The organism is Rheinheimera fenheensis (assembly GCF_039871805.1).
GTDB classification, from domain to species: Bacteria; Pseudomonadota; Gammaproteobacteria; order Enterobacterales; family Alteromonadaceae; genus Alishewanella; species Alishewanella fenheensis.
In genome coordinates, this window is sequence record NZ_JBDPJM010000008.1 from 78018 (window position 1) to 100409 (window position 22392).

Annotated in this window: 18 protein-coding genes; 15 read left to right on the forward strand and 3 right to left on the reverse strand. The window is 50.4% G+C overall.

The window, feature by feature from the left end:
• Window positions 1–43 precede the first annotated feature (43 nt).
• The 5 genes from ABGI61_RS12350 (at window position 44) to ABGI61_RS12370 (ending at window position 3957) form a co-directional block, all read left to right on the forward strand.
• Window positions 44–829 carry an alpha/beta fold hydrolase gene (locus ABGI61_RS12350; RefSeq protein WP_347601508.1) on the forward strand — a complete coding sequence of 262 codons (786 nt, stop codon included), beginning with the start codon at window positions 44–46 and terminating at the stop codon, window positions 827–829.
• A 65-nt stretch (window positions 830–894) separates the two neighbouring features.
• Window positions 895–1704, forward strand: a complete 810-nt coding sequence (locus ABGI61_RS12355; RefSeq protein WP_347601510.1) for an alpha/beta fold hydrolase — start codon at window positions 895–897, stop codon at window positions 1702–1704.
• Window positions 1705–1713: 9 nt separating this feature from the next.
• The gene (locus ABGI61_RS12360) at window positions 1714–2874 is read left to right on the forward strand and encodes a serine hydrolase domain-containing protein (protein ID WP_347601512.1); all 1161 of its coding nucleotides are present in this window, start codon (window positions 1714–1716) and stop codon (window positions 2872–2874) included.
• Window position 2875: 1 nt separating this feature from the next.
• A complete protein-coding gene (locus ABGI61_RS12365; protein WP_347601514.1) occupies window positions 2876–3280 on the forward strand; it encodes a GFA family protein in 405 nt (134 codons plus the stop codon).
• Between the two features lie 149 nt (window positions 3281–3429).
• The gene (locus ABGI61_RS12370) at window positions 3430–3957 is read left to right on the forward strand and encodes a hypothetical protein (protein ID WP_347601516.1); all 528 of its coding nucleotides are present in this window, start codon (window positions 3430–3432) and stop codon (window positions 3955–3957) included.
• A gap of 11 nt (window positions 3958–3968) precedes the next feature.
• Here ABGI61_RS12370 and ABGI61_RS12375 read toward each other — a convergent pair whose 3' ends face one another.
• Window positions 3969–5759, reverse strand: coding sequence for an alkaline phosphatase D family protein (locus ABGI61_RS12375; RefSeq protein WP_347601518.1), 1791 nt, complete (start codon window positions 5757–5759; stop codon window positions 3969–3971).
• Window positions 5760–5903: 144 nt separating this feature from the next.
• Between ABGI61_RS12375 and msrB the strand changes: the two genes are divergently transcribed.
• From msrB to ABGI61_RS12410, 7 genes are all read left to right on the forward strand, one after another.
• On the forward strand, window positions 5904–6314 hold the full coding sequence (msrB, locus tag ABGI61_RS12380) for a peptide-methionine (R)-S-oxide reductase MsrB (protein ID WP_347601520.1): 411 nt from the start codon (window positions 5904–5906) through the stop codon (window positions 6312–6314).
• Between the two features lie 125 nt (window positions 6315–6439).
• Window positions 6440–7891: a glyceraldehyde-3-phosphate dehydrogenase gene (locus ABGI61_RS12385; RefSeq protein ID WP_347601522.1), complete on the forward strand. Its 1452-nt coding sequence runs from the start codon at window positions 6440–6442 to the stop codon at window positions 7889–7891.
• A gap of 142 nt (window positions 7892–8033) precedes the next feature.
• On the forward strand, window positions 8034–9161 hold the full coding sequence (locus tag ABGI61_RS12390) for a M14 family metallopeptidase (protein WP_347601524.1): 1128 nt from the start codon (window positions 8034–8036) through the stop codon (window positions 9159–9161).
• A gap of 8 nt (window positions 9162–9169) precedes the next feature.
• Window positions 9170–10831: a penicillin binding protein PBP4B gene (gene pbp4b, locus ABGI61_RS12395; protein ID WP_347601526.1), complete on the forward strand. Its 1662-nt coding sequence runs from the start codon at window positions 9170–9172 to the stop codon at window positions 10829–10831.
• Between the two features lie 36 nt (window positions 10832–10867).
• Complete coding sequence (locus ABGI61_RS12400) at window positions 10868–11194, forward strand: zinc ribbon domain-containing protein (protein ID WP_347601528.1); 327 nt, start codon at window positions 10868–10870, stop codon at window positions 11192–11194.
• Window positions 11191–11472, forward strand: a complete 282-nt coding sequence (locus ABGI61_RS12405) for a YeaC family protein (protein ID WP_347601530.1) — start codon at window positions 11191–11193, stop codon at window positions 11470–11472. The genes ABGI61_RS12400 and ABGI61_RS12405 overlap by 4 nt, the downstream gene beginning before the upstream one ends.
• Complete coding sequence (locus tag ABGI61_RS12410) at window positions 11462–14173, forward strand: DUF349 domain-containing protein (protein ID WP_347601532.1); 2712 nt, start codon at window positions 11462–11464, stop codon at window positions 14171–14173. Before ABGI61_RS12405 ends, ABGI61_RS12410 begins: the two co-directional genes overlap by 11 nt.
• A gap of 36 nt (window positions 14174–14209) precedes the next feature.
• Here ABGI61_RS12410 and ansA read toward each other — a convergent pair whose 3' ends face one another.
• Both ansA and sppA read right to left on the reverse strand, forming a co-directional pair.
• The gene (gene ansA / locus ABGI61_RS12415; RefSeq protein WP_347601534.1) at window positions 14210–15226 is read right to left on the reverse strand and encodes an asparaginase; all 1017 of its coding nucleotides are present in this window, start codon (window positions 15224–15226) and stop codon (window positions 14210–14212) included.
• Window positions 15227–15290: 64 nt separating this feature from the next.
• The gene (gene sppA / locus ABGI61_RS12420; RefSeq protein ID WP_347601536.1) at window positions 15291–17171 is read right to left on the reverse strand and encodes a signal peptide peptidase SppA; all 1881 of its coding nucleotides are present in this window, start codon (window positions 17169–17171) and stop codon (window positions 15291–15293) included.
• Window positions 17172–17380: 209 nt separating this feature from the next.
• Here sppA and ABGI61_RS12425 point away from each other — a divergent pair, with 209 nt between their 5' ends.
• The 3 genes from ABGI61_RS12425 to ABGI61_RS12435 all read left to right on the forward strand — a co-directional run bounded on the left by ABGI61_RS12425 (window position 17381) and on the right by ABGI61_RS12435 (window position 22353).
• Entirely contained in the window at window positions 17381–19399 is a 2019-nt protein-coding gene (locus ABGI61_RS12425; RefSeq protein WP_347601538.1) for an oxidoreductase, read from the forward strand.
• 250 nt (window positions 19400–19649) lie between these two features.
• Window positions 19650–20885, forward strand: coding sequence for a glucose-1-phosphate adenylyltransferase (gene glgC / locus ABGI61_RS12430; protein ID WP_347601540.1), 1236 nt, complete (start codon window positions 19650–19652; stop codon window positions 20883–20885).
• A 55-nt stretch (window positions 20886–20940) separates the two neighbouring features.
• The gene (locus ABGI61_RS12435; RefSeq protein ID WP_347601542.1) at window positions 20941–22353 is read left to right on the forward strand and encodes a glycogen synthase; all 1413 of its coding nucleotides are present in this window, start codon (window positions 20941–20943) and stop codon (window positions 22351–22353) included.
• Window positions 22354–22392: the final 39 nt, after the last annotated feature.

The following is a 22392-nucleotide window of genomic DNA, read 5'->3' on the forward strand; positions in this document are numbered from 1 at the left end:
TAGATTGATTTCTAAATTAAAGTTGTACGCGGTTTGCTGCTTTATGTTTTCCACTTTTGTGTCTGCGCAGGGCATTAGCTTTGTCAATGTCGATAATACTAAACTCGAATATGTTGATATCGGCGCGGGAGATTACACCTTAGTGGTGGAGTCAGGCGTAGGGATGGGGCTTGGTTACTGGCAGCCATTGTTAGCAGAGTTGGCAAAGCTCAATGTCAGAACCATTGTTTATTCCAGAGCGGGCAACGGTCAGTCGGACAGTGCAGATGATATCTCGCTTGCAGCGTCTAATCGCCGTCTTTATCAGCTACTAACAATGCTAAAAGCGGACAAGAGCAAACTGATCTTGCTAGGTCATTCTTTTGGTGCTTTTCATGCCCGTACTTTTGCTGCTGGCCACCCTGAGAAGGTTGCCGGTATAGTATTGCTTGATCCGAGTCATGAAGGTTTTCAAAACGCACTTAGTGCGTTAGATAAAGATTGGGCGGCCAAAGATAATGCCCACTTAAACAAGATGCTGCAACAGCAAAGGGAGTGGCAAATTCTGCAACAGCTTTATCAGCAAAATACCCTAGCTGATGGCGATATCACTCAAGTGTTACCGCTTGTGTTGGTAACGTCATCGCAACTAAATGAAAGTGACTGGTGGATTGGCCATAGCCCGCAAGGCAAAAAAGTTTGGCGGCAATTACATGCTTCCTTGATTAATAAAAACCCAAACGCTGTGCATTTCGTTACCGATAAAACCGGCCATAATGTGCCGTTAGACAACAACGCATTAATGCTTAAAGCAATCGATACATTATTGTTCATGCTAAGTGTGGGTTAGATCGTTAATTTTGCGCCGAAATGCCTAAATCAGAATTGTTTTTACATTGTTTTTCAGGAGCTATTTTGAAATTTTCACTCTTTGCCTGTATGGCACTGTGTTTCAGCCTGTCTGCTGCTCCAAGCCAATTTATTAAGGTTAATGAATTCGAACTGGAATATGAAATTGCCGGTAACGGTAAGCATACTGTATTGCTGGAAGCCGGCGGCAGCTCGCCAATGACCGATTGGGATCCGGTGTTTAACCAGATCGCACAGCAGGCGACTGTTATTCGTTACTCCCGTGTTGGCAACGGCAAATCAACGCAGATAAAACGCCATTTTACCTCACGAGATTATGCCGATTATGCCAGTGAACTGCTGGACAAGCTTAATATCACCACGCCGGTAATTTATATTGCGCACTCATACGGTGGTAGTGTGGCGCGGGATTTTGCGGCCGCTTATCCGGATAAAATTAAAGCGCTGCTGATGTTGGATCCATCCTCCGAACATGATGTTGATATATTGCGTGCTATTGACCTTGAGCAAGCTAATAAAGAAATTGCCTCGATAAAGCTTGATGATATGAAAAACGGCATGTCGAATCAGTATCTGGATTTTTGGAGCAAAAGGCCTTTGCCTGACTACCCGCAAGTTAAAGACATGCCGGTAACAGTAATTGCCTCGGTTAGGACCATGGCTAACCCGCCAAACCTGTTTTTTACCGATAAAGGCCGCGAACTTTGGGGCCTGCACTGGCAAAGCTGGACCGGGGCATTTCCGCAAGGGCGGGCGGTGTTAACCGATAAAAGCGGCCATTTTGTCCAATTTGATGAGCCACAGCTGGTTTTGACAGAGCTTAAAAAACTAATCAGCCTGTTAGATAAATATTAAGGGCAAGAGATGAAATTAAATAGCAACCTGCTATCAAGCACACTAAAACGAAATTTAAGCTTGTCGATGTTTGTTATTACGTTTTTTTTATCACATACCGCCACTGCCGAGCCTGAACAACACATTGTTGTGCAAAATCTGCAAGCCTGGCATCAGCGGGCTATTGCCGGTGGTTTTGATGGGCAGGTCTTGGTAATGCAGGCTGGCAAGCCGTTGTTACGCCATGCTTATGGAATGGCAGATTATGAGGCAAATAAGGCTTTTAGCACTGACACCGTGTTTGACATTGGCTCTATTACCAAACAATTTACCGCCGCTGCCATATTAAAGCTGCAAGAGCAGGGCAAGCTGCAACTTGTCGACACACTTGTGCGTTTTTTTCCTGAAGCCCCAGCAGACAAGCAGTCGATTAGTTTACATCAGTTACTTACGCACAGCTCTGGCCTGGTAAACAATTTATCCGGTGGCGATTACAGTAAAGTCAGCCGTAACACTTTTATCAGGCGCTTGTTTGAATCACCACTTGAGGCGTCACCCGGCAGCAGTTTTTCCTATTCCAATGCCGGTTACGCCTTACTGGGGTTAGTTATTGAACGGGCCTCCGGCCAAAGCTATGAGCAGTATGTACAACAGCATTTGTTGCAGCCTGCCGGCTTGCGAGCTACCGGCTATACAGTGCCGGACTGGCAAGCCTTGCCGATAGCGACAGGTTATGAATTAAAACGCGATAGTTTTTGGCTTGGCAAGGCGGATGGTAGTAGCGAGCGCTGGGGCACGCCATTGGAAAAGTCGTGGGATAAAGATGGACCCTGGTGGAACCTACATGCTAATGGCGGCTTTTTATCGACTATCGGCGATCTCACACGTTGGCACCAAGCATTACAAACTGAATCGGTGCTTACGAAAGCGTCAACCGCATTACTGTTTAGACCACATGTCGCTACGACTCGCGCTGGAACCTATTATGGTTATGGCTGGATAACAGAACCTGCAGGGGAACATGGTAAAGTGGTGCGCCATGGTGGCAGTAACGGCATCTTTAGTACGGACTTGCGTTATTACTCTGACAGCCAATTGCTGATTATTTTTATGACCAACAATGATAGCCGGTTTTTTCCGGACTATCGGGACACCTTACTGGCTTCAGTATTCACAATTACAAAGGAATAGTATGTATCAGGGAGCTTGTTTATGCGGCGCTGTTGAAGTTGAAATTCACGGCTCGATTAGCAGTATTATTCATTGTCACTGCTCGTTGTGCCGCAAATCCAGCGGTACAGCATTTGCTACTAATGGCTTTGTACAGCGGGCAGACTTTAAATTGGTGAAAGGCGAGGCCGAGCTAAGCCAATTTGCCTTTAAACCTGGGCGTTTGCGGCATTTTTGCCGGCACTGCGGCTCACCCGTGTATAGCAGTAATGCGCAGGACCCAAGCCGTGTGCGGCTACGTCTGGGTATTTTAACCACGGATATTAGCGAACGGCCTATGTCACACAATTTTTATAGCAGTAAAGCGAATTGGGAAGATCTCGATGTTGCTTTGCCGCGTTATGATAGTTTCGAACCCGGTCGTTAAGTTGTGCTGCACCCTTGTTACTACTATCACCAGATAAAATAGCTGTTATTTAACGCAATTTATTGAATTCATATTTGTAAACAACTATAACTAAACTTGCACTGCGTGTTTATGCTGTTGCTGTAACATAATGATGTCACGGAGAGAGTATGTTGTTTCGAAGGATATGTTTGGTCAGTACCTGTCTGTTTACTACCTTGCTTGTCAGTGCCAGTGTGTTGGCGAAACCTTTGGTAGACTTTTCGGCCGAGCAGAATAAACTCTGCTGGAAGATGATAGAGCAAAAAAACACCGGCCATTGCAAACTGCATTTTAACCGCTTAGATGGTAAAAGCTTTGCTTATCCGTCACGCGATGAAATCTCCCGTGCCTTTAGCCGCTATTTCAGTTCGCGCACTGAGTTTCCCACTTCGTTTCAGCAGATGGAATATGCGCTGCAGTTTTTTAACTACAGCCTGGAGCGCTATCCGGTGCGTGACAGTTTGAACTATATCCGCAGTAATGACGGTACTACGCAGCTCAGTATGACCATTTTAACCTCCGCCACTGGTGGCTACAGTTTTATTCTTGCTGATAGCGACGCGCACTTTCGCCAGGTAGTCGATGCGCTGCAAAACCCTAAGCCACGTCCTGCAACGCATTATTATCGCAATATTGCCAGGCTATTTGCCGAATAGCCTGGCAGGCGTTAGCCTAAACTCAGGCGCGGCGCAGCATTAGGCAGCCATTCTACCAGTGCGGTTTGTTGCCGCTGGGGCAATAGCTGGCCTTGTGCGGCGCTGATATCATCGACAAATAGCCACTGACAATCCAGCTGCTCCCGGCTGATGTTTAACAGCATAAAGCCGCGGTCATACACATTGGCATACTGCAAACCCGGCACCAGTTGCACCAAGGCGGTTTCTGCAGCGACTGCAGCGTCGCGGTCCGGCAGGTTAATATATTGCTCAAGACCCGGCGAGGTGACTGATGCGGTAGCAAGCTCAACTGCTACAGGCGTACCATCAGCTAAATCGATATGATTTGCCCAGGCATTGTGGGTGTCGCCAGCCAGCACCACCAGCTTTTTCCCCAGGTTACTTACGTGTTGCAAAATTTGCTCGCGCTCTGCAGGGTAGCCATCCCAGGCATCCAGGTTGTATGGGATCGCCGGCAGTTGCAATAAAGCAATAACCTCTGGTGTCAGTCGTGCCTGATTTGCCTGTAAATATGCCAGTTGCTCCGCCGTCAAGCTGGCATCGCCAGCCTGTGCGCGGGCAGCCAGCTGTGCCAGGGTAGCAAGCTCGGCGTAGGCGCTGATACTGAGCTGTTGGGTGGCTATTGCTGCAGGTAGCAACATGCGGCCCATTAGTACCTGTTGTCCCAACAACTGCCAACGTGCGTCCGACTGGTTTAGCTTGTCTAGCAACCAGGTTAACTGTTCGCTGCCCAGCAAGGTGCGGCCTTGTTGCATTAAATCGCTGCTAAAAGCCGTACTGTCTAACTGACCGCTGGTTGCGTCTATATAATTTGCGTAATCAAGCTGTTGGTCGCGGCCTATTACACGGGTGTCCAGCATCATTAAATTGACCAGATCACCAAATTCAAACTGGCGATAAATACTCAGCTCGTCATTAGGTGCAACCGGTCTTATTGGCATCCACTCAAAATAGGCTTTGAGGGCAGCTTGTTTACGCTCGCCAAAATCGCCTTCGTCTGCCTGATGATTTTCGGCGCCATCGCGCCAAGTATCATTAGTTATTTCATGGTCATCCCATACGGCAATAAAGGACGCTGTGGCATGTAGTTGTTGTAGCGCCGGGTCGCTGCGGTACTGGGCATAACGTTGGCGGTAGTCAGACAGGTTGATAATTTCTGTCGCAGGTTCAGATAGCCGGCCAAGGGTTGCGGCATTTTCGCTGGCATAGCCATCAGTACCATATTCATAAATGTAGTCGCCCAGATGGATAACCGCATCTAGATCGGCCACCTCGGCAGCCTTGGCATAAACATGAAAATAGCCTGCCGGGTAGTTCGAGCAGGAAAACACTGCCAGTTTTATGCTATTAACGCCGGCGTTGGGCAATGTTTTTGCCCGGCCTGTTGCAGAGACCACATTGCCGGCAAAGAAGCGGTAGTAATACACTGTGCCGGCGTTTAGCTCGCGCACATCAATTTTCACGGTAAAATCACTGGCAGCACTGGTATCAGTATTACCACTGCGAATAATGTTGTTAAAGGCGGCGTCCTCTGCCAGTTGCCATCTTATTGGCACTGAAGGGGCATCAGCCGTTACTCTGGTCCACAATATCAGTGCATCTGCTGCTGGATCACCGCTGGCAACGCCATGTAAAAACTGTACCTGATAGGGCAGTGGCTTTGATTCAGAGTTATCACTACTGCAACCAAGCAGACTGGTAGAAATCACAGCGGTACCGAAGCCAGCAGCAGAAGCTTTTAAAAAGTCTCGGCGGGTGAGCGGGCGATTTAATGAGGTCATTATTATTCTCCTGGTTAGACCAGTGCAGTGAAGCAAAATTAAGTGACAATAATGTGAACCATTAATTAAACATGGTTCAGTCCGTTAATAAAGTTTCACTGAGCGGGTCGCAAGAGATCGCCGTATAATAACTGGAGTAACGTAATGCCACGAAAAGGAGCAACACAAGTGAAACTGACCGAGCAGCAGTGGCGTGAGCGCCTGAGTGACGAGCAGTACCGGGTTACCCGGTTAAAAGGTACCGAATACCCGTTTAGCGGCGAACTGTTGCATAACGAGCAGGCCGGCAGTTACCACTGCATTTGTTGTGGTGAAATGCTGTTTAGCTCAGAGACGAAATTTGATGCTGGCTGTGGCTGGCCCAGTTTTTATCAGGCGCTTGAGGGCAAGGTAAATTACCAGCGCGATACCAGCCATGGCATGATCCGCACCGAAATTCTCTGTGCTAACTGTGATGCCCACTTAGGCCATGTGTTCGAAGATGGCCCGGCGCCGACCGGCCAGCGCTACTGTGTTAATTCCGTTTCGCTAAGCTTCAAAGGTGACGGCGAATAAAAAATCTGTAACTGTTGTCGTAGCCTTTCAACTTCTATTACAATACGCGCCGGCAAAGCAGCAGCGGCGCAGACCGTGCTTTGGCTACCCTATTAATTCATCTTACTGAAGTAAAAGGCCGACACATGACCCTATCGCACGCAGAACAGTATCAAAAGAGCTGGCAGGAACGCCAGGAATATGCCGAAAACATGCAGCCTATTATCGGCCGCCTGTACCGTAATAAAGGCATTGAAGTGGTGGTGTATGGCCGTCCGCTGGTCAATGCGACGACTATCGACATTATAAAAGCGCATAAAAGCGTAGAACGCTTTGAAGGCCAAAAGCTGCGCCTGCGTGAGAGCTTTCCGGTATTAGAAGCCATCAGCAAAATGAATTTGGCACCGGGCCGGGTAGATATTGGTAAGCTGGCCTATGGTTTTATCTACAAAAATGCTGCTAACGGTACCGAGCTGGAGCAGTATTTAGCCCGTGAACTGGCGGAAATTTTGGATCATGAAGATCAGGTTAAACCAGTAGATGTAGTGCTGTACGGTTTTGGTCGTATCGGCCGTTTGTTAGCCCGTTTAATGTTAGAGCGCTCTGGCCCCAGCACTAAGCTGCGCCTGCGCGCTATCGTAGTGCGCGGCGGCAAAAAAGGTGACTTAGAAAAACGCGCCAGCCTGCTGCGCCGCGACTCTATCCATGGCCCCTTTAACGGCAGCATTACCGTAGACGAAGAAAACCAGGGCATTAAAGCGAACGGCACCTTTATTAAAGTGATTTATGCCAATTCGCCAGAGCTGGTAGATTATACCCAGTATGGTATTACTGACGCCCTGGTGGTGGACAACACCGGTATCTGGAAAGACGACAAAGAGCTGAGCATTCACTTTAAGAGTAAAGGTGCGGCCAAAGTATTACTGACTGCCCCGGCAAAAGGTGAAGTGCCAAACATCGTTTACGGTGTTAACCAGCACATGATTTTACCGGAGCACAAGATTGTCTCTGCTGCCAGCTGTACCACCAATGCCATTACGCCGGTATTAAAGGCACTGGAAGACGAGTACGGCATTCGTAACGGCCACGTAGAAACCGTGCACTCTTACACTAACGATCAGAACCTGATTGATAACTTCCACAGTGCTGAGCGCCGTGGCCGTGCAGCGCCGCTGAACATGGTATTAACCTCAACGGGCGCGGCCAGCGCGGTTGCCAAAGCTTTACCGCAGTTAAAAGGTAAGTTAACCGGAAATGCGATCCGTGTACCGACGCCAAATGTGTCTATGGCAATTTTGTCACTGAACTTAAACCGCGAAACCAGCCGTGATGAGCTAAATGCCTTTTTACAGCGCACCTCGCTGTTCTCTGAGCTGCAGGATCAAATCGACTTTACCGCTTCTACCGAAATTGTATCGTCTGACTTAGTTGGCTCACGTTATGCCGGTGTGGTGGACTCACAGGCCACTATCGTCGATGGTGATCGCTGTGTGTTGTACGTGTGGTATGACAACGAGTTCGGTTACAGCACCCAGGTTATCCGGGTAATGAACGACATGGCCGGCATTAAGTACCCAACCCTGCCGGTAGCGCGTTAACCTGTGCCTTTATCGAAAAGCCGCTTAATAGCGGCTTTTTCTTTGTGCTTAACCTGTTAGAATCTAACCCATCTTTTCGCCGCCGCGTTTTTTGTAGCGCTGGCATATTGGCGGCGTTGTTCAACCAAACATGGATTACATTATGAAAATCACCAGCAATTTTGACAGTGGTAATATTGAAGTATTAAGTGCCGACAGCCCGGACAATATCCAGCTGGCTATTCGCAAAGACAATCAGTCAGACTTTTTTCAGTGGTTTCATTTTCGTTTAAGTACTGAGCATGCACAGGAGCATACACTGACCATTACCAACGCTGGCCAGTCTGCCTATCCGGATGGCTGGAAAGACTATCAGGCAGTAGCCTCGTATGACCGGCAAACCTGGTTCCGGGTTGATACTGAGTATGACGGTAAAGCCCTGACTATTAAACACTTCCCTGAAGCGGAATCTGTGTACTTTGCTTATTTTGCGCCGTACAGCTATGAGCGTCATATGGATTTACTGCATCAGGCGCAATGCGATTACAACTGCCAGTTGGTTGAGCTTGGCGAAACCTTAGACGGGCGCGATATGAGCTTGTTAGTCGTAGGCGAGCCGGAAGAGGGTAAAAAGAAAATCTGGATCACCGCACGTCAGCATCCGGGCGAAAGCATGGCTGAATGGCTGGTGGAAGGCTTGCTGGATCGCCTGCTGGATGAAGATGACGGCGTTGCCCGCGCATTGCTGGAAAAAGCGGTATTTTACATTGTGCCGAATATGAACCCGGATGGTTCAGTACGTGGCCATTTACGCACCAATGCCGCTGGCATGAACTTAAACCGTGAATGGTTAAACCCATCAATGGAAAAAAGCCCCGAGGTATATCTGGTACGGCAGAAGATGCTGGAAACCGGCGTTGACTTGTTCCTTGATATGCACGGTGATGAGAACCTGCCGTATAACTTTGTCGCCGGTACTGAAGGTGTACCGTCATACAATGCCCGCATCAAAGGCCTGGAAGACTTGTTTAAACAAACCTTACTCAGTGTAACACCAGAGTTTCAAACTGAGTTTGGTTACGATTTAGATGAGCCGGGTAAAGCCAATATGACTATTGCTACCGCCTGGGTCGGCGAGCAGTTTAATTGTTTAGCCTACACGGTAGAAATGCCGTTTAAAGATAACGCTAACTTGCCAGATGCGGCCTATGGCTGGTCAGATGTACGTTCAATGAAGCTAGGTCAGGATATGCTGCCGGCTATTTTAGCGGTGGTTGATAAGCTGCGGTAAGCTCAACCATGCTTAAGCTTATCCGGCGAATTATTCTGGTGGGGGCGCTTTGCACGCTCGCCGGCTGTGCCGCCCTGAGTCAGTGGCTGGCAGTGTCACCGCTGCCGGTCAGTAGTCTGAGCGAGGCACAGCGCACTGCGCTGGATAACTACAGCAATCTTGGGCAACGCGATCTGCGCTGGCCTAATCTGCAAAGCCAAAGGGCGCTGGTAAATAACCGCACCAGCTTTTTGTCCTATCAAGGGCAGGGCAGTGTGCTGGTTGCGCTTGGCAATACGACGCAATTTAGCCTGACTATCAATGGCCAGTTGGTGCGAGTCCGGCCTGACGCTAGCCTTGGACAGTACCTTGAGCTGGATATCAGTAAGCTGACGAAAAACGGCTTAAACCAACTGGCACTCACAGACATACAGCCTTTAGGCGCCCAGCTTCGGCTGGTGCTGCCGTTCCCACAGCTTAGTCGCACTACGCCAGAGGCGGCAGGCTTTTCCAGCGACGAGCTTGAACAGCTGGATGCGATGATAAATCGTGATGTTGAGAGAGGCTTTCCCGGCGCTGTGCTGTTAATTATTAAAGATGGCAATATCGTTAAACACAGTGCCTATGGTTATGCTAACCGTTACGCGCAAGATGGTAGCGCGCTTGCGCATCCTGAGCCTATGCAAACCGATACGGTGTTCGATCTGGCGTCAAACAGCAAAATGTACGCAACTAACTTTGCGCTAATGCAGTTGGTTAGCCGCGGTCAGCTGGATATCAATGCGCCGGTATCGCAGTATCTGCATGAATACCAAGGCGAGGGCCGTGAGCAGCGCCTGGTTAGTGATTTGCTGTATCACAATGCCGGCTACCCGCCAGAAGTGCATTTTCACCGACCGGATAACCGCCACGGCCCGGCGTTTTACTCTACCGATCGTCAGTTGAGCATGCAGCTGATAGCCACCCAGGTGCCGTTTGAACGCGAGCGCGGCGGCAAGGCGGTATACAGCGATATCGACTATATGCTGCTGGGCCTGATTATTGAGCGCATTACCGGCATGACGCAGGATCAGTATCTGCGCGAAACGCTATACCAGCCAATGGGGCTACGCTACACCGGCTTTAACCCGCTGCGCCACGGTATCCGCGCAGAGCAAATTGCCGCCACCGAGCTTGACGGCAATAGCCGTGCTGGCCGGGTGCTGTTCCCGGCAGATAAGCGGGCAGTGGTGCGCGGTGAGGTACATGATGAAAAAGCCCGTTATGCTTTTGACGGCGTAGCCGGCCATGCCGGACTGTTTTCCACTGCAGAAGAAACGGCAAAGTTGGCACTCTTAGCGCTGCACGGTGGTTATGATTTAACACGGGTGTTTGATGATAAGGTGCTGCAGCAGTTTGTCCGGCCGTCAGTATTTGACCATACCGTCGGACTGGGCTGGCGCACGGCCAGCGGCGGTGATCTTAACTGGCATTTTGGCCCCTATGCCAGCCAGTATGCGTTTGGCCATACCGGCTGGACCGGAACCGCCACCCTAATTGACCCGTATTACAATCTGGTGGTGGTGCTGTTAACCAATAAAAAGCACAGCCCTATCTTTGAGCAGGCCGGCGGCTATTATTTTGCCGGCGATAAATTTGAAACTGGTATGTATGGCAGCATCATGAGTAAAATATATCATGCAATGCAGTAGGCAGCCCAGGGCTGCCCTAAATAAGGCTTAAGTAATATGGCAATCATTTCCTGCCCGTTCTGCGGGCAAAAAATTTCTGATAAAAGCCCCAGTTGCAGTAAGTGCAACGGCGATATTGCCGGTTTAACGCCGCAAAAACGGGAAGCGCTGGCGCGGGATAAAGCACTGGATCAGGCGCAAAGCCTGGTTAATCACTCTATGTTTGCCTTGCTGTTGTTTTTAGCCGGCTTTGGTCTGATGTACTGGTGGGACCCAGAAACCGGCAGCCCGCAGCAGTATATTGCCGGCGGCGCAATCGGCCTTGGTTTTTGCTGGTACATTATCAGCCGGGCCCGCATTATGTTATTGAGAAGGCGTAAATGAACTTTAACGCGTTAGTACAGGCGATGACGCCTGAAACCTATGAAAAGCTGTCGGACGCCGTGGCCACCGGACGTTGGGCTGACGGTAACCCCCTCAGCGAAGCGCAGCGTGAGCAAAGCCTGCAGCTGGTGATGGCGTATCAGGCGCAGGTATTAAAGTCTGAAGAGCTGTTTACCATAGGCGCTGATGGCCAGATGATCCAAAAAACCAAAGCCGAACTGAAAAAGCAGTTCGAGGCAGAGCAGTCTATAGCAAGGTTCGCGCACGATGATCTTTAAACGTTTTTTTAAACCCAAATGGCAACATGCCGACGCCGCAGTGCGACAACAGGCTATTGCCGAGTTAAACCGTGACGAGCAGGCACATAAATCAGTGCTGCACGAGCTGGCTTTTAACGATGGCGCCGAAGCCGTGCGTAAAGCTGCACTGTTAAAGCTGAATGATTTTTCGCTATGGTGGCAGGCCAGTAAGCATGACAGCGCCGAGAGGCTGCAGCAACTGGCGGAGCAAACCCTGGTGCAGCAACTGCTGGATAACCAGGTCGAGCCAAAATTAAAGCAGCAGTTTATTGCCCAGTGCAACCGCAGCAGCATTTTAGAGCAGCTGGCGCAAACTGAAACCGACAGTGAGCTAAAATTCAGTCTGTTACAACGGCTAAATAAGTCTGAGCTGAATATTAAAGCACTGCAGGATGCGGTGCTGTCAACGGCGCAAAAACTGCAACTGTTGGCGCCAATAAACGATGAGAAAACGCTGGAAAAATTAAGCAAACAGCTAACCGGCGAATTGCAGTTAGCGGTTGAGCAAAAGCTGCAGCAGCAGGCAGAGGCAAAACAAAAGCCGCAGCAACTGCGTAAACAGCTAACATTGCTGCTGGCAAAGCTTAATGCACTGCGCGATCGCGCCAAACTGAATGAATTGCCGGCGCAGTTTGACGACTATAAGCTGCAGTGGCAGCAGTTAGATGCTGAGCTAATTTGTTTAGGCGCTGAAGCCGACGAGTACCGTGCTAAATACAGCAAAATTTGTCAGCAAACCGAGCAGTGGTTGGCGCCCAGGCTTGATGAGCTTGCCAAAACGCAGGCGCTTGAGGCGGCAAAAGCTGCCCAGCACCAAGCGCAGCAGCAGCTGAGCGCTGAGCTTGATAGTGTTGAACAGCAGTTACAACAAGCGTTACTGGCGGCGGACATTACCGCTGCGCAGCAGCTGGAAACAGCTCTTGGCGCCATTCAAAGCCGCCTTAACCAGAGTGATGTCAGTGATAAAACCGCTTTACAACGCCGGCTGACACAACTTGGCGGACAACTATCGCAGCTGCCCAAATTGGCCGAGCAGCTTGCGCAGTTAACCCGTATCGTCGCCGACTGGGCAGCGTTACCAACGCCATCCGATTTAGCCGCTTATCAGGCCACTTTGCAGCAATTACAGCAGCTGCAACAAAGCTGGCGCCAGCACAGTAAAGCCTTGGCTATCGCTGTGCCCGACAGCTTGAAACAGGCGCAGGCCGATTTAGCTAAGCATTGGCAGCAGCTACAGAAGCAATTTGAAGGCCAGAGCGAGAAGGCGCTACGCCAGTGCCGCAGTAAACTGGCGCAGTACCGCCGCTTACACGGCGCCGGTAAATTTAATGCGCTATTTGGCTTATTCAAAGGCATTGAGCAGGAGCATCAGCAGTTAAGCACAGCACAGCAGGCGCAGCTTGCGAAAGACTACGAATTTGCCCGCGACACTCAGGCCGAGCTTACCGATTTACAACATTATATTGCCACACCGCGTAAACAAGCACTGCTGGCAGAAATACAGCAGTTGCCCACCAGCATTGCTGATAATGAGGTACATCAGCGCGCCGAGCAGGTAAAGTTGGCCCGCGCCAGCTGGAATAGCTTAGGCCGGGCAGAGCCAGAGTTGGACGCTGAACTAAACGCAGCCTTTGATGCTGCCTGCGAGCAGGCGTTTTCGCCTTGTCGGGCGTATTTTGCCAGGCTGGATGCAGAGCGCGCCAAACATCGTGAACAACGTGAAGCCATTATTGCGCAGGCACAGCAGTTGGCGTCAGTTCAATTGGACAGCAAGGCGCTGCAACAGCAGCTGAGCCAGTTAAAGCAAGCCTGGCAGCAGGCAGGTGCAGTCGATAAACAACAATTTACGCTACTTAACCAGGCCTTTAACCAGGCGCTGAAACCACTTAGCCAGCAGCTGGACAGTCTGTGGCAGCAAGGTGCAGCAGCGCGTCAACAACTGATCGATAAAGCGACAGCCGCTTTAAGCCTGACTGAGCCAAACCAAACGGCCAGGGTGCTTAAAGAGTGCCAGCAGCAATGGAAAACGCTGCCCGCCGCTGGCCGTAAGCAGGATCAGGCGCTGTGGCAGCAGTTTCGGCAGTTGTGTGATGGCTTTTTTAATGCCCGCTCAGCACAGTTTGAACAACAAAAGCAGGCCGAGCAGGATGAGTTGCAGCACTACGAGTCAGCACTGTCTGCTGTGTTAGTATCGCTGGAAAGCGCCGCCAGTGCCGTAGAGTTTGACCAACTGCAACAACAATTACAGCAGATGTCGCCACAGGGTGTTGCCAGCCAGCAGGCGGTCAGGCAAGTGCTGGCAAAATTGCAGTTAAAGCGTCAGCAGTGGCAAAACACCGAGCAACAGCAGGGTTTACAGCTGATGTTTGAACAGTTGTCCGATCCCACTTTAAGCGCCGATGCCTTACCCGCCGGCTACCGTGAGTGCTTTGGCGCCGGGCGTGAGCAGCAGTTTAGCCGTGAGCAACTGACCATAGCGCTGGAAATCATCTGTGATAAGCCTTCGGTAGATACCCGCGCCGAGCTGCGCCAGCAGGTTCAGTTAATGCTGTTATCGGATAAGCATAATCAGGGCAGTACGCTGGATAAACACAGTTTGCTCAAGCGGTGGCTGGATTATGGTGCAGTGAAGGCGGCAGAGCAGGGCTTACTGGCCAGAGTGAAAGCCCTGTTTATCTGATAACGAGGTTATTATTGTTAGCAAACTGACTGCGGTTTAGTCCGCAGTCAGCTCACCACGCAGGTTTTGCTGCATTTGCCGGCGTATTTCATCGCTGGTTAAGTCTTTACTTAGCAAATAATGCAGTTTGGTCAACGCCGCTTCTAAGGTCATATCGTAGCCACTTATCACGCCAGCCTGTGCTAAGGCATTGCCGGTGGCGTAGCCCTGCATATTCACTTTGCCTTTAAAGCATTGGGTACAGTTAACGATAATAAGACCGTTTTGGCTGGCCTCGCGCAAGATCTGCAGCAGCTCTGGCCGCTGCGGCGCATTACCGACACCAAAAGATTTAATGATCAACGCCCTTACCGGTGCTGTGGTCATATTTTTAATCACATCGGTGCTAATGCCCGGGTATAAGGTCACCACACTGATTGGCTGTGGAATAACGTTGGCAAGCGTAAGCGGGGCGGCAAGCGTAGTTTGGCTTAATTTGCCGGCTACTAAATTAATATGAATACCGGCCTCGATCAGTGGCGGGAAATTGGGTGAAGCAAAGGCATTAAAACCGCTGGCATCAGCCTTAGTCGCGCGGTTACCACGAAACAGTTGGTTGTTAAAAAACAACGCCACTTCGGCAATAGGGTAATTTGCTGCCAGATACAGTGCATTTAACAGGTTAACCTGACCATCAGAGCGCAGCTGCGCCAGCGGAATTTGCGAGCCGGTAATAATCACCGGCTTTTGCAGGTTCTCCAGCATAAAGGACAGTGCTGAGGCAGTATACGCCATCGTATCGGTGCCATGCAGCACAACAAAACCGTCGTAGTTATCGTATTGCTGCTGAATATCTTCGGCGATATGGCGCCAGTGCTCGGGCGTCATATCGGACGAGTCAATCACCGGGTGGTATTCGTGAATATCAAATTCTGGCATTTCCGCGCGGTAAAACTCCGGCATCCGTTTTACCGTATCGGTTAAAAAGCCCGGCACGGGCACATAGCCCTGCGGAGAGTGTTGCATACCAATGGTGCCGCCGGTGTAGGCGACATAAATGCGTTTTCTGCTCATGACAACGTAACCTAAAAAAATGCCCGGTATTAGCCGGGCATTGTAGAGGGTTTTAGCGCAACTGTCAGTCGATGCTGCAGCTGACGCAGTACGAGTAAACACCGTTTGGATCGTTAAACTGATTTAACAATACAAAGTCTTGTTTTAACTGTTTGGTCAGTTGTTGCAGCAGTTTTTGCTCAGCGCTCACGCCAGCCTGTGGTATCCAGCCCTGGGCTTTGGCTTCACCCAGCAAGTCTTTAATCATCTGCTCACTAGGGCTTAATTCTTGCTGCACCACTTTGACGTCATACATGGTTAAACCGGCTTTAGCGGCGGCGGCTTTTACCGCATCATCCAGTGTGCCCAGTTTATCGACCAAGCCAAGCTCTAGCGCTTTACGGCCCGTCCAAACGCGGCCCTGTGCTACCTTGTCTACGTCGGCATTAGACATATTACGGTTTTCACCCACCATAGTTAAAAACTCGGTATAGCCACGCTCGATTAACAGCTGGAACACATCTTTAGCGTTATCGTCCAGGCCTTTAAACAGCGGTAAACCGGCCGAGAAACCAGCAAGCTCAGTGGTGCCAACACCATCGACGTTTAAGCCCAGGGTGGCAAAAGCGTCTTCTGCGGTGTGCAGCAAGCCAAAGATACCGATAGAGCCAGTGATCGTAGTAGGCGCTGCCCAGATCTCATTGGCTGGCGCCGCAATCCAGTAACCGCCAGATGCCGCTACTGCGCCCATAGAGGCAATAACCGGCTTGCCTGCTTCACGCAATAAGCGAATTTCCTGACCAATCACTTCTGAGGCATAAGCACTGCCGCCAGGGCTGTCGATACGCAGTACTACGGCTTTAATTTTATCGTCATGGCGTGCTTTACGCAGCAGGGCCGCGGTAGAGTCACCGCCGATAGTGCCGGCTTTGGCTGTGCCATCAACAATAACGCCACGGGCAACAATCACACCGACCTTATCGGTAAGCGGATTGTCAAACTGCTGAGCCGGGATAACCAGTTTAGCGTAGTCTGCAAAAGTGACGTGGTTATAGGTGTGATCGTCGTTTTCACCTACTACCGCAATCAGGTCACGGCGAAAGGCTTCGCGGGTTTTAATGGCATCAACCAGACCAGCGTTCACGGCGTACTGGCTTAAATCACCCTCAGCGGCGGTAAGTTTTTCCAATAGCGCAGCAAAGGTTTCATCGAAGTTATCGACGGCAAAACCACGACGTTCAGCCACCTGCGCTTTGTAGTCGCCCCACAGCTCAGTTAACCAGGCACTGTTGGCTTCTTTTGCTTCAGGTGACATATCGTTGCGCAAAAACGGCTCTACTGCAGATTTATAAGTACCAACACGGAATACATGGGTGTTAATTTTCAGTTTTTCTAACGCATTTTTGTAATACATCGGGTAGCTGCCATAGCCTTCCAGCAGTACTGCTCCCATTGGCGTTAAGCTAATCTCATCAGCATAGCTGGCCAGGAAATACTGGTTTTGGCCGTAAAAACCACCATAGGCATACACTTTTTTGCCAGCGGCTTTAAAGCCTGCAATGGCATCACCAATGCGCTGCAGTTTATCCAGCGAGCCACGGCCCAGTGCGGATAAATCCAGCACCATCGCCTGAATACGGTTGTCGGTGGTGGCTTTGCTAATCACAGTAACCACATCGGATACCAGCACTTCCGGCGCTTCTTCTTCAGCGCCAAGGCTTTCGTTAATCGCGGTAGCAATAGGATCGGTCCAGCGCTTTTCCTCTACCAAATCACCCGTCAGGTTAAGCACCAGTGCGGCTGTCGGGGGCACTTCTACTTTATCATCACCGCTAAAAATAGACGCGACAACAACACCAACGACTAAAATAAACAGCAGATTAAGGATAAGCGAGCGAAAGCCGCGGTAGACGCGAGCTATAGCACTGAATAACCGGCGAATAGGGCCAGATTTTTTGTCCGTCATGTAAGCATCCTGTATTAACAAACTATTTTTACTTAGGGTTATGCTAAACAATTTGCTGTCAAAGACTAAATGGAATTTGTAAGTAAATGTGTAACACTTTAAGCCAGCCAGATTTTCGACGAATAAAGCGGCTTGCACCTTTGCTTGCTATCGTTTGGCAAAGCGGCTAAAGTCTGCAGCAAACAACAGGTACGACCAGAGAGGCAGAAGTGGCATACCAAAAACTATTACAACCACTGGATCTGGGGTTCACCCAGCTGAAAAACCGCGTCATTATGGGCTCTATGCACACGGGCCTTGAAGAAGAAAAGCAAGGCTTTGCCAAATTAGCCGCCTTTTATGCAGAGCGCGCTAAAGGGGGCGTCGGCCTTATTATCACCGGCGGCATTAGCCCGAACTTTCGTGGCAACCTGGTGCCTTTTGGTAGCCAGCTAAGCTTTTGGTGGCAGGTGGGCAAACATAAGCAGGTAACGCAATCGGTGCACCAGCATGGCGCGAAGATTTGCTTACAACTACTGCATGCCGGCCGCTATGGTTATCACCCGTTTAATGTGGCACCAAGTAACATTAAATCGCCGATAACACCGTTTAAACCCTCACAAATGAGTGCCCGTCAGGTACGCGGCACCATCAAAGATTTTGCTCATGCGGCTAAGCTGGCGAAAAAAGCCGGTTATGATGGTGTGGAAGTGATGGGCTCTGAAGGCTACTTAATTAACCAGTTTATTTGTGCCCGCACTAATCAGCGCAACGATGAATGGGGCGGCAGCTTTGAAAACCGTAGCCGCTTCGCGCTGGAAACGGTAAAAGCAGTGCGCGAGGCCTGCGGTGAAGATTTTATAATTATCTACCGCCTGTCGATGCTTGATCTGGTTGAAGACGGTAATAGTTACGATGAGGTGGTCGCACTGGCCAAAGGCATCAGTGACGCTGGCGCAACCCTTATCAACACCGGCATTGGCTGGCACGAAGCACGGGTGCCTACCATTGGTACCATGGTGCCACGCGCCGCTTTTAGCTGGATCACGGCACGTATTAAGCAGGAAGTGACTATACCGGTAGTGGCGACCAACCGTATTAACGACCCGCAGGTGGCGGAAGATATTATTGCCAACGGCCAGGCCGATATGGTGTGTATGGCGCGGCCATTTTTGGCTGATGCCGACTTTGTCAACAAAGCAGCGGCCAACAAAGCCGATGAAATTAATACCTGCATAGCCTGTAATCAGGCTTGTCTGGACCATGTGTTCCAAAACAAACGCGCAAGTTGCTTGGTTAACCCGCGTGCTTGCTACGAGACGGAGCTTAATTTTAACCCGGCAACCAGCCGTAAAAAAATTGCTGTGGTCGGCGCCGGCCCGGCTGGCTTGGCGTTTAGTGTGTATGCCGCGCAGCGCGGCCATGAAGTGCATTTGTTTGACAAGTCGCACCAGATTGGCGGCCAGTTTAATTACGCCAAGCAAATTCCGGGGAAAGAAGAGTTTCATGAAACCCTGCGCTACTTTGGCCGCATGCTGGAGCTGCACGCCGTGAAGCTGCATTTGAATTCGCTGCAAACCGTCGAGTCGCTAACCGCCGGCGGTTTTGATGAAGTAGTGCTGGCCAGCGGTATAGTGCCACGTGATATTGGCCTCCCGGGCAGTGATCATCCCAAGGTACTGAGTTACTTAGATGTGCTGCGCGATCATAAAGCTGTGGGCAAGCATGTTGCTATTATCGGTGCGGGCGGTATCGGTTTTGATGTGGCCGAATATTTAACTGAGCCTCACTCACTGACACTGCAACCTGATGCCTGGCTGAAAGATTGGGGCATCGACAAGCAATATCATGCGCGTGGTGCGTTATTGCCGGATGAGGCCACGCCACCGGCCGAGCGTAAGGTGTATTTGTTGCAGCGTAAAACCAGCAAAGTGGGCGCAGGCTTAGGTAAAACCACCGGCTGGATCCACCGTGCATCGCTGAAGAAAAAAGGCGTCGAGATGATTGCCGGTGTTAATTACCTCAAAGTCGACGATAACGGCCTGTGGGTAGAAATTGGCGGTGAAGAGCGCTGCCTGAATGTTGATAACGTGATTATCTGCGCCGGGCAGGAGCCACTGCGTGAGCTGCAGGCAGGCCTGACGGAGCAGGGTATTAAAACCCACTTAATTGGCGGTGCCGATGTGGCCGCGGAGCTGGACGCTAAACGGGCTATTCGTCAGGGGGCTGAACTGGCCGCGTCCATTTAACGGGCTATGAATTGCCCGTACTAAAGCGGGGCGCCATATTGGCGCGCTCATTACACAAAGGCACCAAAATGGTGCTTTTGTCATTTCTGTGTCATGCCAGTGCCATATCTGGCCTCTAAGCTGTTGCCTTGCCAGCACATAAATTAGCCGCTATTCAGGTATTTACTGCCAAAGGCTGCTATTCTGGTATCAGCTTTGCACTCAATTCATTCATATCAGTGTAATTATCAAAGCCAACAGGGAGTTTTATATGTCCGGTGTATTAACCATGATACTGGCAGGTGGTGAAGGCACGCGTTTAGCGCCGCTGACTGGCATCAGGGCGAAACCTGCGGTACCTTTCGGTGGTAACTATCGCATTATCGACTTTGTGTTAAACAACTTTGTTAACTCGGATCTACTGCAAATCTTTGTTATTACGCAGTTTAAATCCCACTCGCTGATGAAGCACCTAAGCCGCGCCTGGCGGGTGTCTGGCTTAACCAACCGCTTTATTGACCCTATACCAGCGCAAATGCAAACCGGTAAACACTGGTATTTAGGCACCGCAGATGCCATTTACCAGAACCTGCATTTAATTCATGGCCTGGACCCGGAGCACGTTTGTGTGTTTGGCGGCGACCATATTTATAAAATGGATGTACGCGACATGCTGAACTACCACCGGCAAAATAATGCCCGTTTAACCGTGGCGGCCATACCGGTGCCGGTAGAACAGGCGCATGAGTTTGGCGTTATTGAGGTTGATGCGCGCGGAAAAATGATTGGCTTTGAAGAAAAACCGAAAAGTAACCCCAAAACCATTCCCGGCCGGCCAGATTATGTGCTGGCGTCGATGGGCAACTATATTTTTGAAGCCAAAACTCTGGTAGATGTATTGGAAGACGACGCCAAACAAGTTGATTCCAAACATGATTTTGGCCACAACATTATTCCGGCGCTGTATCCATCGGGCGATGTGTACGTGTACGATTTTTCCTCCAATACCATTCGCGGTGAAAACGAGCGCAGTGCCGGTTACTGGCGTGATGTAGGCACCTTAGACTCTTACTATCAGGCTAATATGGATCTGATCGCAGTAGAGCCGCCGTTTGACTTGTATAACCGCTACTGGCCACTACGTGGCTATACACCGCCGGTGCCGCCGGCCAAGTTTGTGCACGACGAAACTAACCGCACCGGTCAGGCCATAAGTTCTATGGTAGCGTCGGGCTGTATTGTCAGTGGCGCCATTGTGTATCAGTCTATCCTGGGGTTTAACGTGCATGTGCACAGTCACAGCTACATTGAAAAATGCGTGCTGATGGGCAATAACGACATTGGCCGAGGTTGTCGCATTCGCCGCGCCATTATCGATAAAGACGTTAAAATTGCCCCCGGTACCGTAATAGGCGAAGATCCGGTATTAGATAAACAGCGTTTTCATGTCTCGGCCAGCGGTGTAGTCGTCATCCCCAAAGGCGCCAAAATTGGTTTTGATGAATGATGCCGATAAATAACGCATTAAAAGTCAAGGCATTGATTAGTAAAAGGTTAAGTTAGTGCATATCGTCTTTATTTGCAGTGAATACGAGGGCTTAATAAAAACTGGCGGCCTGGCCGATGCTTGCCGTGGTTTAGCACAGGCGTTACTGGCAGACGGCCATCAGGTCACGGTAATACTGCCCTGTTACCAGCCGCTGTATGCGCTACGTAGCGGTGTTTTTAGCAGTGTCTATACCGATCTGGCTGGCCGCCAGTTTGGCTGTGCGGTGCATGAAATTAAACAGGGTGGTGTCAATATTGCCCTGATTGAGCACGATGATTTTTTCAAACGTGAACGGCCCTACGACGATGGCGAGCATGGTTACACGGATAACCCGCTGCGCTTTGCGTTTTTTTGCAAAGCGGCGCTGCAATGGCTACTGCAAAGCGATAAGCCAGTTGATGTTATTCACGGTCACGACTGGCAAAGTGCCGCGGCAGCCTATTACTTAAAGCAGCATTTTAACCAATCAGCGCTGGCTGCGGTGCCTTTTGTCTTTAGTATTCACAATGGCGCTTATCAGGAGCGCTGTGCTGCGCATTGGCGAAGTGAGCTGGCGATTGAGCCAGCGCGAAGCGATGAGCTGAATTTTTTAGCCACCGCGCTACATTATGCCGACAAAATTAATACCGTAAGCCAGGGCTACCGTGACGAGCTGATGCAAGAGCCTATGGCAACCGGCTTAAGCGCTTTGTACCAGCAGCGCGCGGCCGATTTTGCCGGTATTTTAAACGGCTGTGATTACCAGCTGTGGGACCCGTCCAGCGATACGCATTTAGCGGCGAATTATAGCGCTTCAAAGCTCAGCGGCAAGCGTGTCTGCCAGCAAACCATACGTGATGAGCTGGGGCTTGGCGCAAGTAAAGCACCGCTTTTTGTTGGCGTAAGCCGTTTAACCGGGCAAAAAGGTTATGACTATCTGGTGCCGGCACTGAGCCGCTTTTTGGCGCAGTCTGCTGCGCAGGTCATTATTATGGGCACCGGCGAGCAGCGTTATGTCAGTGCGTTACAGCAACTGGCACAGCAATACCCACAGCAATGCCGTTTTGTTGAGGGTTTTAGTGATGCCGTGGCGCACAGGCTTGAAGCCGCCGGCGACTTCTTTTTAATGCCTTCGTTGTTTGAGCCCTGCGGGTTAAACCAGCTTTACAGTTTACGCTACGGCACTGTGCCGCTAGTGCGCCTTACCGGCGGCTTAAAAGACACGGTAAAACCCTGGCCGGGGCGAGGTGCTACCGGCATTGGCTTTACCGAGCCGGATATTGCCGCCACTTTAGCCGCACTTAACCAGGCCGAACTACTGTATAGCAAAGTCGATAGCTACCGGCGGGTGCAGCAAAATGGCATGGTACAAAACTTTAGCTGGCAACACGCCGCCAGCCAGTATCTGGCGCTGTACCAGCAGGCGCTTTGGCAAAACGTGCATTAAAAAAGCGCAAATTGGTTGAAAGGGCGGCAGGCGCGCGTT

Bases quoted from the DNA above. Each gene is read 5' to 3' on its own strand.
- ABGI61_RS12350 (WP_347601508.1), top strand. From the start codon at position 44: ATGTTTTCCACTTTTGTGTCTGCGCAGGGCATTAGCTTTGTCAATGTC.
- ABGI61_RS12360 (WP_347601512.1), top strand. From the start codon at position 1,714: ATGAAATTAAATAGCAACCTGCTATCAAGCACACTAAAACGAAATTTA.
- ABGI61_RS12365 (WP_347601514.1), top strand. From the start codon at position 2,876: ATGTATCAGGGAGCTTGTTTATGCGGCGCTGTTGAAGTTGAAATTCAC.
- ABGI61_RS12370 (WP_347601516.1), top strand. From the start codon at position 3,430: ATGTTGTTTCGAAGGATATGTTTGGTCAGTACCTGTCTGTTTACTACC.
- ABGI61_RS12375 (WP_347601518.1), bottom strand. From the start codon at position 5,759: ATGACCTCATTAAATCGCCCGCTCACCCGCCGAGACTTTTTAAAAGCT.
- msrB (WP_347601520.1), top strand. From the start codon at position 5,904: ATGCCACGAAAAGGAGCAACACAAGTGAAACTGACCGAGCAGCAGTGG.
- ABGI61_RS12385 (WP_347601522.1), top strand. From the start codon at position 6,440: ATGACCCTATCGCACGCAGAACAGTATCAAAAGAGCTGGCAGGAACGC.
- ABGI61_RS12390 (WP_347601524.1), top strand. From the start codon at position 8,034: ATGAAAATCACCAGCAATTTTGACAGTGGTAATATTGAAGTATTAAGT.
- pbp4b (WP_347601526.1), top strand. From the start codon at position 9,170: ATGCTTAAGCTTATCCGGCGAATTATTCTGGTGGGGGCGCTTTGCACG.
- ABGI61_RS12400 (WP_347601528.1), top strand. From the start codon at position 10,868: ATGGCAATCATTTCCTGCCCGTTCTGCGGGCAAAAAATTTCTGATAAA.
- ABGI61_RS12405 (WP_347601530.1), top strand. From the start codon at position 11,191: ATGAACTTTAACGCGTTAGTACAGGCGATGACGCCTGAAACCTATGAA.
- ABGI61_RS12410 (WP_347601532.1), top strand. From the start codon at position 11,462: ATGATCTTTAAACGTTTTTTTAAACCCAAATGGCAACATGCCGACGCC.
- ansA (WP_347601534.1), bottom strand. From the start codon at position 15,226: ATGAGCAGAAAACGCATTTATGTCGCCTACACCGGCGGCACCATTGGT.
- sppA (WP_347601536.1), bottom strand. From the start codon at position 17,171: ATGACGGACAAAAAATCTGGCCCTATTCGCCGGTTATTCAGTGCTATA.
- glgC (WP_347601540.1), top strand. From the start codon at position 19,650: ATGTCCGGTGTATTAACCATGATACTGGCAGGTGGTGAAGGCACGCGT.